The sequence below is a fragment of the Streptomyces sp. NPDC050147 genome (assembly GCF_040660195.1).
Taxonomy (GTDB): Bacteria; Actinomycetota; Actinomycetes; order Streptomycetales; family Streptomycetaceae; genus Streptomyces.
The window spans coordinates 220,776-235,038 of sequence record NZ_JBFALJ010000005.1 but is presented as its reverse complement, the minus strand read 5'-3'; the positions used below and the strand labels follow the sequence as shown (position 1 = coordinate 235,038).

Genomic DNA, 14,263 nt, shown 5'->3' with positions numbered 1-14,263 from the left:
CGACCGCCGCTCCGCGCTCCTGCGCGGGGCGGCGGTTGGGCTATGAAGGAGACATGCAGATGACGACGGACCCGAGCGCGCCCTGGCTGATCGTGGGTCTGGGCAATCCAGGCCCCGGGTACGCCTTGAACCGGCACAACGTGGGCTTCATGGTGGCCGATCTCCTCGCGGAGCGGATCGGTGGCTCGTTCAAGCGCAGTGGGCGTGCGCAGGCTCAGGTGCTCGAGGGCCGGATCGGTCCGCCGGGTCCGGGGAGCCGCCGTGTCGTGCTTGCGAAGCCGATGTCGTACATGAACGTCTCGGGCGGTCCCGTGACGGCGCTGCGCGATTTCTACAAGGTCCCGACGGCGAACATCGTCACGGTCCATGACGAGCTGGACATCGACTACGGCACGCTGCGGCTGAAGCTGGGCGGCGGCGACAACGGCCACAACGGTCTGAAGTCGATGACGAAGGCGATGGGCCCGGACTACCACCGGGTGCGGTTCGGGATCGGGCGTCCGCCGGGGCGGATGCAGGTCGCGGACTTCGTCCTGAAGGACTTCTCGTCGGCGGAGCGCAAGGAGCTGGGTTACTTCGTGGACCGGGCCGCGGACGCGGCGGAGTCTCTGGTGATCGACGGTCTTGAGCGGGCGCAGAGTTCGTACAACTCCTGAGTGGTGGCTGGTGGCGTCTGGGGTCCGGCGTCCGGGGATGTGGCCGAGACCCGAGACCGGTTGACTGAGCGCATACCCATGGCCAAGGATCACCGCCATGAACGCGCTGCTTCTCGTACGCCGGACGGTGATGGGCGGGCTCGCGGCGCTGCTGCTTGTCGCGGGCGTCTGGGCTTCCTGGGGCACGGCGCAGCACGTGATGCTCACCGGTGAGCGTGAGCGGGGCACGATGCGGGTGACGCGCTGCTCCTCCGACGACTGCTTCGGTTCCTATGTCCCCTCGACCGCCGGTTCCGAGCCGCGGGAGAGGGTCGTGATCGACCGCTCGATCGCGGAGGACAAGGGGGCGCGGATTCCGGTGGCCGTGAAGCCCGGCACCGACGAGGTCGTCCGTACGGGCGGCCCCGGATTCCTCCACGCGTGGCTGCCGCTGGGCGGCGCGCTGCTGCTGTCCTCGGTGGTGGTGGCCGGGGGGCTGCGCCTGCCCCGTACGGCGTGGGCGCTGGCCCTGGCGGGCGGGGCACTCCTGACGACGTCTTTCGCAACGCTGACGTTCTAGGCGCAGCCCAGCACCCCACACGTGGGTCCGCCGTTTCCCTGCCCCTGGGGGGCCGCCGGGGGCCCGCCGCTTCCCCGACCGGGGGGCCGCCTGCGCCCGCCGCTTCCCTGACCGGGGGTCGCCGGGGCCCGCCGCTTCCCGACCGGCCTCGGGTCGTCCCGGGCCCGCCGCTGCGCGGCGGATCTTCCCCACCCACCCACCCGATTACCCGGCATTGGGTGGGTGAGCGGGAAAAGCTCGTGCAACGGCGGGCTGACGCCTGCCACGCAAGGAGAAGGCGGACACCAAACTCCAGCCCCGCCCCTCACCCTGCGCCGACGGCCAAACGGGCGAGCGGACGCAACAGCAGACCCACACGCCAGCCAACCCGCCGCCGGGTAACCGGGTGGGCGGGAGACACCCGCCCACCCGACAACCCCACGCCGGGCAAACGGTCAGGTGGGTGGCAGACACGACCCGACACCGGGTAAACGGGCAGGGGGCGGGAAACGTCCTCCGCCCACAGCCCGACGCCGGGCAAACGGTCAGGTAGGCGGGAGACACCCGCCCACCCCACAATCCGCCGCCGGGTAAACGGGCGGGTGGGCGGGAAACGCCCTCCCGCCCACAACTCGACGCCGGGCAAACGGGTGGGTGGGTGGGTGGGAGACGTCCGCCGCGCAGGCGGCGGGACAATCCGGCCGAAGGCCGAGGCACCGAGCCCCGGCCAGCTCAGAGCAAGGCAAGGCGGGGGCGCCCCCGCCAGGCAGAGGCATCAGCCCCGTAAGCAAGGCGCCCCGCCAGGCCGAAGCATCAGCCCCGTAAGCAAGGCGCCCCGCCAGGAAAAATCAGCCGGTGTTCCGCAGCCCCGCCGCCACTCCGTTGACCGTGAGGAGCAGTGCGCGGCCAAGGAGGGGGTCCGGCTCCTCGCCCGCCGCTGCCGCGTCACGCTGACGCTTCAGGAGCGCGACCTGGAGGTACGAGATCGGGTCCAGGTAGGCGTCACGGATGGCGAGGGTCTGCCGGAGCTCCGGGTGGGAGCCGAGGAGTTCCTCGCCGCCCGTGATCCGCAGGACCTCCTGCACGGTCAGCGCGTGCTCCGCCTCGATCACGTCGAAGACGTGCTTCAGCTCGTCGGGGACGAGCGTGTCCACATAGTGGCGGGCGATCCGCAGGTCCGTCTTGGCCAGCGTCATCTCCACGTTCGAGAGGAAGTTCTGGAAGAAGTGCCAGTGCTCCTGCATCTCGCCGAGCACGGCGTCCAGACCGGCCTCGCGCAGCGCCTTGAGGCCCGAGCCGACGCCGAACCAGCCGGGCACGATCTGCCGCGACTGCGTCCAGCCGAACACCCACGGGATGGCGCGCAGGCCGTCGAGCGAGACGCCCGAGCCGGGACGGCGTGAGGGACGCGAGCCCAGGTGGAGTTCGGCGAGCTGGTCCACCGGCGTCGACGCGAGGAAGTACGAGGGCAGGTCCGGGTCCTCGACGAGCTTGCGGTAGGCGGTGTGGGCCGCTTCGCTCACCACGTCCATCGCCGCGTCCCAGCGGGCGAGCGCCTCGTCCGACTGGCGGGGAGCCGTGTGCAGGGCGGAGGCCTGGAGGGTCGCGGCCACCGTCAGTTCGAGGTTCTCCCTGGCCAGCGACGGCACCAGGTACTTGTCGGAGATGACCTCGCCCTGCTCGGTCACCTTGATCTCGCCCTCGAGCGTGCCCCAGGGCTGCGCGAGGATCGCGTCGTGCGAGGGGCCGCCGCCACGCCCGACCGTTCCGCCGCGGCCGTGGAACAGCCTCAGCCGAACCCCGTAACGGTGCGCGACATCACGCAACCTCCGCTGCGCCCGGTGGATCTCCCACTGCGAGGTGGTGATGCCGCCGAACTTGGAGGAGTCCGAGTAGCCGAGCATGACCTCCTGGACGTCGCCCCGGAGCGCGACCAGCCTGCGGTACGAGGGGTCGGCGAGCATCTCGTCGAGGATGACGTCGGCGGCGCGCAGTTCGTCCGTCGTCTCCAGGAGCGGCACGATGCCGATCTTCGCCCAGCCGGCGTGCAGGTCGATGAGTCCAGCCTCGCGGGCGAGGACGGACGCCGCGAAGACGTCGTCGGCGCCCTGGCACATGGAGATGATGTAGGACTCGATGACCTCGGGTCCGAAGACCTCCAGGGCCTTCTTCACGGTGAGGAAGACCCCGAGGGTCTTCTCCCCTGCGGCGTCCAGCGGAGCCGGGGACGGGCCGAGCGGCCTGCGGGAGCGCAGTTCCTTGGCGAGCAGCTTCTGGCGGTACTCGCGGGGCATGTCCACGTAACGCCAGGACTCCTCGCCCAGGCGGTCGAAGAGCTGGCCGAGGGCGTGGTGGTGGGCGTCGGCGTGCTCGCGTACGTCCATGGTGGCGAGCTGCAGACCGAACGCGGCGAGCGTACGGATCGTGCGGTTCATGCGGCCGTCGGCGAACAGGGCGCCCTTGTGTTCGCGCAGCGACGTCTGGACGAGGGTGAGGTCGTGCAGGAGCTCGCCGGTGCCGAGGTAGTCGCGCCCGTCCTCGTGGGCGGTGCCGCGGGCCAGACGCTCCTTGGTGTTCTCCAGCTTCTGCCGGATGCAGGTGGCCTTGAGTCGGTAGGGCTCCTCGGCGTTCAGCCGCTTGTAGCGGGGGCTGATCTCGGGCAGTCGCTCCAGGTCGAGCTGGAGGGAGGCCTTCAGTTCCTCGGTGGCTCCGGTGTAGCGGATGGAGTTGGAGAGGAAGCCGCGCAGTTCGTCGACGAGGAGGAGGGCGTCGTTGATGCCGTGCTCGTGCTGGAGGATCAGGACATCCCAGGTGACGGCGGGCGTCACGTTGGGGTTGCCGTCGCGGTCGCCGCCGATCCAGGTGCCGAAGGTGAGGGGCCGGGTGCCTTCCGGCAGTTGGACGCCGACGCGCTCCAGCTCGGCGGTGAGGTCTTCCAGTACGTCCCCGACGGCGCCGGCGTGCAGTTCGTCCAGGTAGTAGATGGCGTTGCGGGCCTCGTCCGCGGGTTCCGGCCGGACGACGCGCAGCTCGTCGGTCTGCCACACCAGGTCGATGTTCTCGGCCAGACGGGTGTCGTGGCGGCGCCGGTCGGCCTCGATGACCGGGGTCTCCAGGAGTTCGGCGACGCGGCGGAGCTTGTTGAGGACGGAGCGGCGGGCGGCCTCCGTGGGGTGCGCGGTGAAGACGGGTCGCACGTTGAGGTGCTCCACGGTCTGGCGCAGGTGCTCGGGGTCGGCGTCCTTGAGCCGGTCGGCGGTGCGGGCGAGGAGCCCGCCCTCGGCGGCTCGCCGGGCGCGCAGCTCGCGTCCGCGGTGGACCTGCTCGGTCACGTTGGCCAGGTGGAAGTACGTGGAGAAGGCGCGGACCAGCTTGGCCGCGGTCTCCAGTTCGGTGCCGCCGAGGAGGCGCGCGGCGGCCTCGCCGTCCTCGCGGGTCAGGCGGCGGACCTTCTCGACCAGTTCGAGGAGCTCGGGACCCTCCTGACGTACGAGGGTCTCGCCCAGCAGATCGCCGAGACGGCGGATGTCGGCGCGCAGCTCGGCGCTGGCTGTGGTGGTCTGGTCGTCGGCACTGCTCACAGGTGCGGCTCCTTGCAGTGTTGAAGCACGTCTGGGAGGGGGTCCCCAGTCGGATAGGAACGCCGATCTGGGGGAACTAGAGAGAGCGGACCGCGCTGTCCGACCGTTTCCAAGGATAAGTGTCACCGCGCGGCACGTACTCGCGGCCTCTTGCCGCGCGGTTCCGCGCTGACATACTTACGTCGCCGTAGGTTACGGGACCGTAGACAGCGCGGGACCCGTGCTCGTGCGCCCGCCGCAGCCGCGTCGTGACCCTCAACCCTCGACCCCACAGGGGACGTGCCCATGACCACATCTTCCGATGCGTATTCCGACACCGATGTGATCGAAGACGCTTCTCCCTCCACCGCTTCAGCCTCCACCGCCCCGTCCGCGACGCTGGGCGGTGAGCGGAAGCGTTCCCTCGAACAGATCACGTTGCTGCTGTTCATCGTCGTGCCGTTCCTCGCTCTGGTCGCCGCGGTGCCGCTGGTCTGGGGCTGGGGGGTGAGCTGGCTGGACCTCGGCCTGCTGGTGTTCATGTACTACCTGGGCTGTCACGGCATCACGATCGGTTTTCACCGCTACTTCACGCACGGCGCCTTCAAGGCGAAGCGTCCGCTGCGGATCGCGCTGGCCGTGGCGGGTTCGATGGCGGTGGAGGGACCGCTGGTCCGCTGGGTGGCGGATCACCGCAAGCACCACAAGTTCTCCGACGCGGAGGGCGACCCGCACTCCCCGTGGCGCTTCGGCGAGACGGTCCCGGCCTTGATGAAGGGCCTGTGGTGGGCGCACATCGGCTGGATGTTCGACGAGGAGCAGACGTCCCAGGAGAAGTACGCACCGGACCTGATCAAGGACCCGGCGCTGCGCAGGATCTCCCGTCAGTTCCTGCTCTGGACGATCGTGTCGCTGGCGATCCCGCCGGTGGTCGGCGGCCTGGTGACGATGTCGTGGTGGGGCGCTTTCACGGCGTTCTTCTGGGGCTCGCTGGTGCGGGTCGCGCTGCTGCACCACGTGACGTGGTCGATCAACTCGATCTGTCACGCGGTCGGCAAGCGCCCGTTCAAGTCGCGTGACCGCTCCGGCAACGTGTGGTGGCTCGCGGTGCTGTCCTGCGGTGAGTCCTGGCACAACCTCCACCACGCCGACCCGACGTCGGCGCGGCACGGTGTGCTGCGGGGCCAGATCGACTCGTCGGCGCGGATCATCCGCTGGTGCGAGCAGCTGGGGTGGGCGACGGACGTGCGCTGGCCGTCGAGGTCGCGTATCGACTCCCGCCGGAAGCAGCAGACCGTCGGCCCGGCATGATTGATGACGTGCCGACCGACTCCAGCAATTCCAGCCCCTCCAGCAAAGAGAAGCAGCCCCGGCGTACGCGCCGGACCCGGATGACGGGTGCCGAGCGCCGGGAGCAGTTGCTGGACATCGGCCGTACTCTCTTCGCCGCCAAGGGTTTCGAGGGCACGTCGGTGGAGGAGATCGCGGCGAAGGCCGGTGTCTCCAAGCCTGTCGTGTACGAGCATTTCGGCGGCAAGGAAGGTCTGTACGCGGTGGTGGTGGACCGTGAGATGCGGGCGCTGCTCGACGGTGTGACGGGTGCGTTGACGGCGGGCCATCCGCGTGAGCTCCTGGAGCAGGCGGCGTTCGCCCTCCTGGACTACATCGAGACGTACACGGACGGCTTCCGCATCCTGGTCCGTGATTCGCCGGTGGCGCAGTCGACGGGCACGTTCGCTTCGTTGATCTCGGACATCGCGACGCAGGTCGAGGACATCCTGGGCCAGGAGTTCAAGACACGGGGCTTCGACCAGAAGCTGGCGCCCCTGTATGCCCAGGCGCTGGTCGGCATGGTCGCGCTGACGGGCCAGTGGTGGCTGGACGCCCGCAAGCCGAAGAAGGCGGAGGTGGCGGCACATCTGGTGAACCTGGCGTGGCACGGCCTTGACGGGCTTGAGCCGAAGCCGCGGCTGATAGGGCACAGGAAGAGCTGAGGGGGATCAGCTCCGGGTGATGTCCTCGCCGATGACGAACCCCTTTGCCGGCCCCTCGGGGAGCACCGCGTCCGTGCCGTACGGGACGCGGTGTTCGTCCGTGTAGGTGGCCTTCTTTGGGTTGGGTGAGGTCAGCAGGACGACATAGCCGTCGCCGTCGTGGTCGTCGACAAGGACGTACAGCGGGATACCGGCGCCGGCGTACTCGCGGCGTTTGCGGATGCGGTCTCGTTCTTCGTTCCGCGTGCCTGGCGAGACAACCTCGATGACCATGGGAACGCCGGCCGCGTCGACACCAAGACCTTCCTCATCGGGGATCTCGTCGGGGTCGAGCGGAGCGATGAAGAGGTCCGGAATCCAGCACTTTCGGTGATGCAAGACGTTGCCGTCATGCCATACCGCCCAGTCGCCGCCCTCCAGATGACCTGCCAGAGCGTGGCGAAGACGGTTGATGAGCACCATGTGACGGCGACAGCCGGTGGGCGACACTTCGATGGCTCCCTCGATAATCTCGGCCCGGCAGCCCTCGGGGAGATCCATGGCTTTCCACACCTGCCATAGGACCTCGTCCAGGTCAGGGACCGGGTTGTCGTCCGCCGCAGGGGAAATGTTGTCGTCCACAGCCACGGACACCTCGTGTGCGAGAGCGGTCATCGTGAAGCACCTCCTTCGTCAGTGTGGGCGCGGGCGCCACTGCGGCACAAGCGACACGGGGACGCTATGGGCCACACCGCCCCTGCGGACGGAAAGTCCCGGAGATCACTCGTAAGTGCGAGGTCAGGCCAACGGTTCGAGGAATTCGAGCCGGTTGCCCACCGGGTCCTCCGAGTAGAACCGCCGGTGGCCCGGCAGGGCGTCGTCCCAGACGACCTCCGCGCCTCGCGCGGCCAGCCGCTCGGCGTACGCCGAGATGTTCCGCACCCGCAGCCCGGGGTGCGCCTTGCGCGCCGGGCGGAAGCCCGCCTCCACGCCCAGGTGCAGCTCCACCGCCCCCGCGCGGAACCAGCACCCGCCGCGCGCGGCGAGCGCCGGGGGCTTGGCGATCTCCTTCATGCCGAGCACGTCGACGTAGTACGCCCGCAGGGCCACCTCACTGCCGGGCGGCGCGGCGAGCTGGACGTGGTCGACGGCGACCAGCGTCACGTGGTCCGCCTGGCCACGGCGAAGACCCTGCGGAAGGGGAAGACCGTGCCCCGCTCCCCTGCCGGGTACGCCTTGCGCAGCAGCTCCCCGTACTCGGTGAGGAACGCCTCCCTCGCCTCCGGGTCGTCACCCAGAGCCGTCAGCACAGGCCGCAGGCCCGTCCCCTTCACCCAGTCCAGGACCGGGTCCGGACCCTCCAGGAGGTGCAGATACGTGGTCTCCCAGGCGTCCACCTCACACCCCAGCGGGGCAAGCCGCTCCAGGTAGGCCGTCGGCGAGAGCACCGCGTCCGCGTGGCGCAGGCTGCCGCCGAGCCGGTCCCGCCACCGCTCGGACTCGCTCAGCTCCCGCATCAGGACGTGGCTCGGGGCCTCGAAGTTGCCGGGGACCTGGAAGGCGAACGTGCCGCCAGGGGTCAGCGCCGCGATCCAGGCGGGGAAGGAGTCGGGGTGGCCCGGCACCCATTGGAGCGTGGCGTTGGACAGGATCAGGTCGTACGTCCCCTCGGGCGGCGCCCAGTTCCCGGCGTCCGCCGCGGCGAAGTCCAGGCGGCCGCCGCCGGTCGTGGGGCCCGCCAGGCGCCCGGCCCGCTCCAGCATCTGGGGGGAGTTGTCGAAGCCCGTGATGTGCGCCGTGGGCCAGCGTTCGGCGAGGAGCCGGGTGACGTTGCCGGGGCCGCAGCCCAGGTCCGCGACGCGCGGCGGACGGCCGCCGGTGGCGGGGAGCTCGGGGACGCGGGCCAGCAGGTCCACGAAGGGGCGGGCGCGGTGCCCGGAGTGGCGCAGGTACTGGCCAGGGTCCCAGGTGGGGGCGGGGCTGTTGCCGGGGGCGGCGGACATGGGTGGGCCTCCTGCGGGGAAGGGCCTCGGCGTCGCACGGACTTTCCGGGCCTCGGCGTCATACTGCCTTCGCGCGGGCGTCGTACCGGCGTCACATCGCCTTCGTACGGGCGCCATGCGCACGTCGTAACGCCATCCTCGGCCCAGACTATCTTGACGTCAAGAGACTTCATGTCGACAGACCCCCTACACTGATCGTCATGGAGGACGAGGTCGACCGTCTGGTCGCTGCATGGCGCCGGGAGCGCCCCGACCTCGACGTGGAACCACTCGAGGTGCTCAGCCGCGTCAGCAGGCTCGCGCGGCATCTCGACAGGGCCCGGCGGCTCGCGTTCTCCGAGCACAATCTGGAACCGTGGGAGTTCGACGTACTGACGTCGCTGCGGCGCGCGGGCGCGCCCTATCAGCTCTCCCCCGGACAGCTCCTCACCCAGACCCTGGTCACCTCCGGCACGATGACCAACCGCATCGACCGGCTCGCGAAGAAGGGCCTCGTCGAGCGGCTGCCGGACCCCAGCGACCGGCGGGGCGTGCTCGTGCGGCTGACCGAGGAAGGGCAGGACCGCGCGGACCAGGCCCTCGCCGGACTCCTCAAGCAGGAGCGGGCGATCCTCGCCGAACTCTCGCGCGGGCAGCGCGGCGAACTCGCCGGACTGCTACGCCAGTTGACCGCCCCGTTCGACAACATCCCCGGCTAGGTCGACCGGTCCCACCCCTGCCCGGCGCGCCAGCGCGACGGCCGCGAGCGTGGAGTGGACGCCCAGCTTCCCCAGCACGTTCTGCATGTGCGTGCGCACCGTGTGCGGGGAGAGGAAGAGGCGCTCGGCCACGGCCTTCCTGCCCAGGCCCGCCACCATGCAGCGCAGCACCTCGCGCTCACGCGGGGTCAACGACTCCACCAGGCGCTCGGATTCCGTGCGGTGCTTGCGGGCGGCGGTCAACTCGCGCAGAACGCCGGTGAGCAGCGCGGGCGGCAGATGCGTCTCCTCCCGCAGCACTCCCCGTATGACCGTCAGGAGCCGGGAGAGCGAGCAGTCCTTGGCGACCCACCCCGAGGCGCCCGCCTGCAGCGCGAGGGCGGCCCGGCGGGGGTCGTCCTTCTCGGCGAGCACGACCGTACGGACCATCGGCTGGCCCGAACGGACCCCGGCGACCAGGGAGATGCCGTCCACCAGGCCGTCCGCGTTGCCCTCCTGCACGGAAGGCGCGGGCCGCACGCCCTGCATGGCGCTCGCGGACGCGCCCAGGTCGGCGTCGACGAGCAGCACGTCGTATCTGCGCCCCTCGGCCGTCGCCCGCTCCAGGCAGCGCAGCGCGGCCGGGCCGCTGCCCGCCGCGGACACGTCGACGTCCGGTTCCGCCGCCAGTGCCGCCGCGAGCGACTCGGCGAAGATGCGATGGTCGTCGACGACCAGGACTCGGATACGAACCACTGAAACCCCCTCCCCCAAGCTCTCCTCGAAGAGCAGGGGATACCCCCGTCAAAATGATGTCGGAGGACGTACGGTGCGGGCACGACACCCGGGACGGGGGTCGCCACAGTCGCACGGCCGCCGCCGAGCTGTGACTGCCACCCCCACGCCGGGTGTCGTACCCGACTGTCTCGCCCCCTGAGCGGTGCCGGCCCCCACCGGCACTGCCACTCAGAGTAGGGCCGCACGGCAGGAGCGGAAGGTAATTTACAGAACTGACTGGCCAGCGCGTTTATGGTGAGCCGTATGTTTCGTATTGAGGCAGGAGTCGACAAGGAGCGGTTCGCTCTGCTCCTCGCCGGACTTGAGGACGCGAACTCCGCGGCCTCCCCCGTGATCCGTTCCCTGCACGGGACCCCGCAGGATCGCGAAATACCGCTGGCCGTCTGGCTCGTGGAGAGCACGGAGGGCCTCGTCGGCGGCCTCGCCGGACACACCTGGGGACGCTGGCTCCATGTGAACCACCTCTGGGTCAGCGAGAAGCACCGGGGCGCCGGATTCGGCGCCCGGCTCCTCGCCGAGGCGGAACGCATCGCGCGAGAGGAGCGCGAATGCCGCAACTCCCGCGTGGAGACGTGGGACTTCCAGGCCCCGGGGTTCTACCGAGGACAGGGCTACGACGTGGTGGCGGTGATCCCCGACTACCCGGAGGGCGCCAAGGAGTTCACCCTCACGAAGCGGCTGGACTAGGGGCCTGGGATCCTTCTGACGGATCTCCGTCCAAGACGCCTCACGCCAAGCGGCGCGCCCCCGCCGACGGAATGGCCGGGAACACCCGTGGGGCCGTGTGGCCCGCCGTGGTGAAGGCCTCCAGGACCGACTTCGTCACCGCCTCCGCGTCCGCCTCCTCCACGAGGACGACCGCCGAACCACCGAAGCCGCCGCCCGTCATCCGGGAGCCGAGTGCCCCCGCCGCATTCGCGGCGGACACCACCAGGTCCAACTCCTCGCAGGAGATGCTCAGATCGTCACGGAGCGATGCGTGGCCCTCGGTCAGGACGGGGCCGATCGCCCGCACCTCGCCCGCGTCGAGCAGGCCGATGACCTGCTCCACCCGGTGGTCGTCCGAGACGACGTGGCGGACATAGCGGCGGACCTTCTCATCCGTCAGCTCGGCCAGGGCGTCGGGGAGTTCGGCGTACCGCACGTCCCGCAGATGGGAGACCCCCAGGATGCGCGCGCCCTCCTCGCACCCGGCACGCCGCTCGGCGTACGCCCCGTCGCCCAGCTCGTGCTTGACGCGGGTGTCGACCACCAGGAGCCGCAGGCCGTGTGAAGCCAGGTCGAAGGGCACCTGACGTATCGACAGGTCCCGGCAGTCCAGGTGCAGGGCGTGGCCCTCGGTGGCGCACGCGGACGCCATCTGGTCCATCACTCCGCAGGGAACGCCCACGAAGGCGTTCTCCGCGCGCTGGGCCAGGACCGCCAACTCGGGCCTGGGTAGACCCAGTTCGTACAGGTCGTTCAGGGCGAGTGCCGTGACCACCTCCAGGGCCGCGGACGAGGACAGGCCCGCGCCGGTCGGCACGGTCGACGCGAGGTGGATGTCGGCGCCCCCCGAGACCTCGTGCCCCGCGTCCCGCAGCGCCCACACCACACCGGCCGGGTAGGCGGCCCAGCCGCCCTGACCGTATTTCGACAGGGGCGTCAGCTCGTCGACGCGCAGTTCGGCGACCGGGGCGTCGATGTCCGCCGAGTGCAGGCGCAGGACGCCGTCGGTGCGGCGCGCCACCGCCGCCACCGCGGTGTGCGGCAACGCGAGCGGCATCACGAAGCCTTCGTTGAAGTCCGTGTACTCGCCGATGAGGTTGACCCGGCCCGGGGCCGACCAGACCCCCTGCGGCTCGTACCCGTACAGCTCCGCGAACTGCCCCGCTACGTCCATCAGTTACCCCTTGATCCCATGTGTCAGCGCTGGGCGAACGCCCACGCGTCGGCGACGATGCCCGCGAGGTCCGCGCGGGACGGATTCCAGCCGAGCCGCTCCCGCGCGGTGGCCGCGGACGCGACGAGGACCGCCGGGTCGCCGCCGCGCCGCGGGGCCATGACCTCGGGGATCGGGTGGCCGGTGACCTGGCGGACGGTCTCGATGACCTCGCGCACGGAGAAGCCGTTGCCGTTGCCGAGGTTGCAGATCAGGTGCTCGCCGGGGGTGGCGGCCTCGACGGCGAGGAGGTGCGCCTGGGCGAGGTCCGCGACGTGGATGTAGTCGCGGACGCAGGTGCCGTCCGGGGTCGGGTAGTCGTCGCCGTAGACGGAGATGGCCTCGCGCTTGCCCTGGGCGACCTGGAGGACGAGCGGGATCAGGTGGGACTCGGGATCGTGGCGCTCGCCGTACTGCCCGTAGGCGCCCGCCACGTTGAAGTAGCGCAGCGACACGGCGCCCAGGCCGTGGGCGGTGGCCTCGCCGGTGATCATGTGGTCCACGGCGAGCTTCGAGGCGCCGTACGGGGAGGTCGGGGCGGTCGGGTCCGTCTCGGTGATGGGGGTGCTGACCGGCTCGCCGTATGTCGCCGCCGTCGAGGAGAAGACGAGTTTGCGGACCCCGGCCTCGCGCATCGCGGCGAGCAGCGCCATCGTGCCGCCGACGTTGTTGTCCCAGTACTTCTCGGGCTTCGCGACGGACTCGCCGACCTGGGAAAAGGCGGCGAAGTGCAACACGGCGTCGAAGGAGGGATCCAGCCACTTGGCGGCATCGCGGATGTCTCCCTCGACGAACGTCGCGTCGGCCGGGACGCCCTCGCGGAAGCCGGTCGAGAGGTTGTCGAGGACGGTCACCTCGTGCCCGGCCTCGATCAGATGCTGGGCCACCACGCTTCCCACATAGCCCGCCCCGCCGGTGACCAGGTACTTACCGCTCATGAACTCGCTACCTCTCGCAGTCGCTGGGCCGCGGCTTCCGGCGGCACGTCGTTGATGAACACGCTCATGCCGGATTCGGAACCCGCGAGGAACTTCAGCTTGCCCGAAGTGCGGCGAATGGTGAAAAGCTCGAGGTGGAGTGCGAAGTCGTCCCGATTGACGCCGTCATGTCCCTCCAGCGCGCCGAAGGGCGCCTGGTGCCACGCGGCGATGTACGGGGTGAGCGCCTGTCCCTCGGTCCCGCCTTCACCTTCGCCGAAGATCCGGTCGAAGCGCCTCAACAGTTCCAGATAAACCTGGGGAAACTCTGTGCGCGCGGCTTCGTCGAGCCCGAGCAGGTCCGGCACCCGGCGCTTGGGATAGAGGTGCACCTCGTAGGGCCAGTGCGCGGAGTAGGGGACGAACGCCACCCAGTGCTCGGCGTCCAGGACGACGCGTTCGCCGGCCGACTCCTCGGCCACCACGTCGTCGAAGAGATTGCGACCGCCCGTGGCCTCCTTGTGCGCGGCGAGGGACCTCAGCATCAGCGACGTACGCGGGGTGACGAAGGGATAGGCGTAGATCTGCCCGTGCGGGTGGCCGAGGGTCACGCCGATCTCGGCTCCGCGGTTCTCGAAGCAGAACACCTGCTCGACGGAGGGGAGGTGTGAGAGCTCGGCGGTCCTGTCCGTCCAGGCGTCCAGGACGAGGCGGGCCTGGTCCTCGGTGAGGTCGGCGAAGGACGAGTCGTGGTCGGAGGTGAAGCAGACGACCTCGCACCGTCCGGCGTCCCCGGCCAGCGAGGGGAAACGGTTCTCGAAGACGACCACGTCGTACGCGGAGTCGGGGACCTCGCTCAGGCGCTCTCCCTCGGAGGGGCAGAGCGGGCACTCGTCGGCCGGCGGGTGATACGTGCGGCCCTGGCGGTGCGAGGCGATGGCGACGGCGTCGCCGAGCAGCGGGTCGTGCCGGATCTCCGATGTGGTGGAGATGGGCTCCAGGGGCCTGCGGTCCATGGCGTCGCGCACCGCGTCGTCGCGCGAGTCGTAGTAGATGAGCTCACGACCGTCTGCGAGACGGGTCGAGGTCTTCTTCACGTCCGTGGCTCCTCACCGACACCCACCCAACATAACCGAACACAACAAACCACAACGCAACAGCATCGTCAACGCGGTCGGAGCGGTGGGGCCCATCACAATCCAACAAAGAACACCAACAGA

The 14,263-nt window shown here is 70.1% G+C and carries 14 protein-coding genes; 6 read left to right on the top strand and 8 right to left on the bottom strand.

From position 1 onward, the window contains the following. The first annotated feature begins 59 nt into the window (after positions 1–59). Together pth and AB0I94_RS11275 are read left to right on the top strand one after the other, a co-directional pair. Positions 60–656 (top strand): aminoacyl-tRNA hydrolase, encoded by a 597-nt coding sequence (gene pth, locus AB0I94_RS11280; protein WP_363309230.1) that lies wholly within the window; start codon positions 60–62, stop codon positions 654–656. A 97-nt stretch (positions 657–753) separates the two neighbouring features. Then, positions 754–1,215 (top strand): hypothetical protein, encoded by a 462-nt coding sequence (locus tag AB0I94_RS11275; RefSeq protein ID WP_363309229.1) that lies wholly within the window; start codon positions 754–756, stop codon positions 1,213–1,215. 827 nt (positions 1,216–2,042) lie between these two features. On the opposite strand, the gene ppc is transcribed toward AB0I94_RS11275, so the two are convergent. Then, entirely contained in the window at positions 2,043–4,775 is a 2,733-nt protein-coding gene (ppc, locus tag AB0I94_RS11270; protein ID WP_363309228.1) for a phosphoenolpyruvate carboxylase, read from the bottom strand. A gap of 285 nt (positions 4,776–5,060) precedes the next feature. Between ppc and AB0I94_RS11265 the strand changes: the two genes are divergently transcribed. Together AB0I94_RS11265 and AB0I94_RS11260 are read left to right on the top strand one after the other, a co-directional pair. After that, entirely contained in the window at positions 5,061–6,065 is a 1,005-nt protein-coding gene (locus AB0I94_RS11265) for a fatty acid desaturase (protein ID WP_363309227.1), read from the top strand. Beyond that, positions 6,062–6,748, top strand: coding sequence for a TetR/AcrR family transcriptional regulator (locus tag AB0I94_RS11260; RefSeq protein ID WP_363309226.1), 687 nt, complete (start codon positions 6,062–6,064; stop codon positions 6,746–6,748). The genes AB0I94_RS11265 and AB0I94_RS11260 overlap by 4 nt, the downstream gene beginning before the upstream one ends. A gap of 6 nt (positions 6,749–6,754) precedes the next feature. On the opposite strand, the gene AB0I94_RS11255 is transcribed toward AB0I94_RS11260, so the two are convergent. From AB0I94_RS11255 to AB0I94_RS11245, 3 genes are all read right to left on the bottom strand, one after another. Continuing rightward, positions 6,755–7,402, bottom strand: a complete 648-nt coding sequence (locus AB0I94_RS11255; protein WP_363309225.1) for a Uma2 family endonuclease — start codon at positions 7,400–7,402, stop codon at positions 6,755–6,757. Between the two features lie 123 nt (positions 7,403–7,525). Further along, on the bottom strand, positions 7,526–7,891 hold the full coding sequence (locus AB0I94_RS11250; protein WP_363309224.1) for a VOC family protein: 366 nt from the start codon (positions 7,889–7,891) through the stop codon (positions 7,526–7,528). Beyond that, complete coding sequence (locus AB0I94_RS11245) at positions 7,888–8,730, bottom strand: trans-aconitate 2-methyltransferase (RefSeq protein WP_363309223.1); 843 nt, start codon at positions 8,728–8,730, stop codon at positions 7,888–7,890. The genes AB0I94_RS11250 and AB0I94_RS11245 overlap by 4 nt, the downstream gene beginning before the upstream one ends. A gap of 200 nt (positions 8,731–8,930) precedes the next feature. Here AB0I94_RS11245 and AB0I94_RS11240 point away from each other — a divergent pair, with 200 nt between their 5' ends. Then, the gene (locus AB0I94_RS11240; protein WP_160505514.1) at positions 8,931–9,428 is read left to right on the top strand and encodes a MarR family transcriptional regulator; all 498 of its coding nucleotides are present in this window, start codon (positions 8,931–8,933) and stop codon (positions 9,426–9,428) included. Here the strand turns inward: AB0I94_RS11240 and AB0I94_RS11235 are convergent. Beyond that, the gene (locus tag AB0I94_RS11235) at positions 9,387–10,163 is read right to left on the bottom strand and encodes a response regulator transcription factor (protein WP_363309222.1); all 777 of its coding nucleotides are present in this window, start codon (positions 10,161–10,163) and stop codon (positions 9,387–9,389) included. The two genes, AB0I94_RS11240 and AB0I94_RS11235, sit on opposite strands and share 42 nt — an antisense overlap. A gap of 273 nt (positions 10,164–10,436) precedes the next feature. Between AB0I94_RS11235 and AB0I94_RS11230 the strand changes: the two genes are divergently transcribed. Continuing rightward, positions 10,437–10,892, top strand: coding sequence for a GNAT family N-acetyltransferase (locus AB0I94_RS11230; protein ID WP_363309221.1), 456 nt, complete (start codon positions 10,437–10,439; stop codon positions 10,890–10,892). 40 nt (positions 10,893–10,932) lie between these two features. Here AB0I94_RS11230 and galK read toward each other — a convergent pair whose 3' ends face one another. Genes galK through galT form a run of 3 tightly spaced genes read right to left on the bottom strand, consistent with a single transcriptional unit; the run spans position 10,933 to position 14,140 of the window. Continuing rightward, entirely contained in the window at positions 10,933–12,087 is a 1,155-nt protein-coding gene (galK, locus tag AB0I94_RS11225) for a galactokinase (RefSeq protein WP_363309220.1), read from the bottom strand. 23 nt (positions 12,088–12,110) lie between these two features. Next, positions 12,111–13,064 (bottom strand): UDP-glucose 4-epimerase GalE, encoded by a 954-nt coding sequence (gene galE / locus AB0I94_RS11220; RefSeq protein WP_363309219.1) that lies wholly within the window; start codon positions 13,062–13,064, stop codon positions 12,111–12,113. After that, positions 13,061–14,140 carry a galactose-1-phosphate uridylyltransferase gene (gene galT, locus AB0I94_RS11215; protein ID WP_363309218.1) on the bottom strand — a complete coding sequence of 360 codons (1,080 nt, stop codon included), beginning with the start codon at positions 14,138–14,140 and terminating at the stop codon, positions 13,061–13,063. Before galT ends, galE begins: the two co-directional genes overlap by 4 nt. Positions 14,141–14,263: the final 123 nt, after the last annotated feature.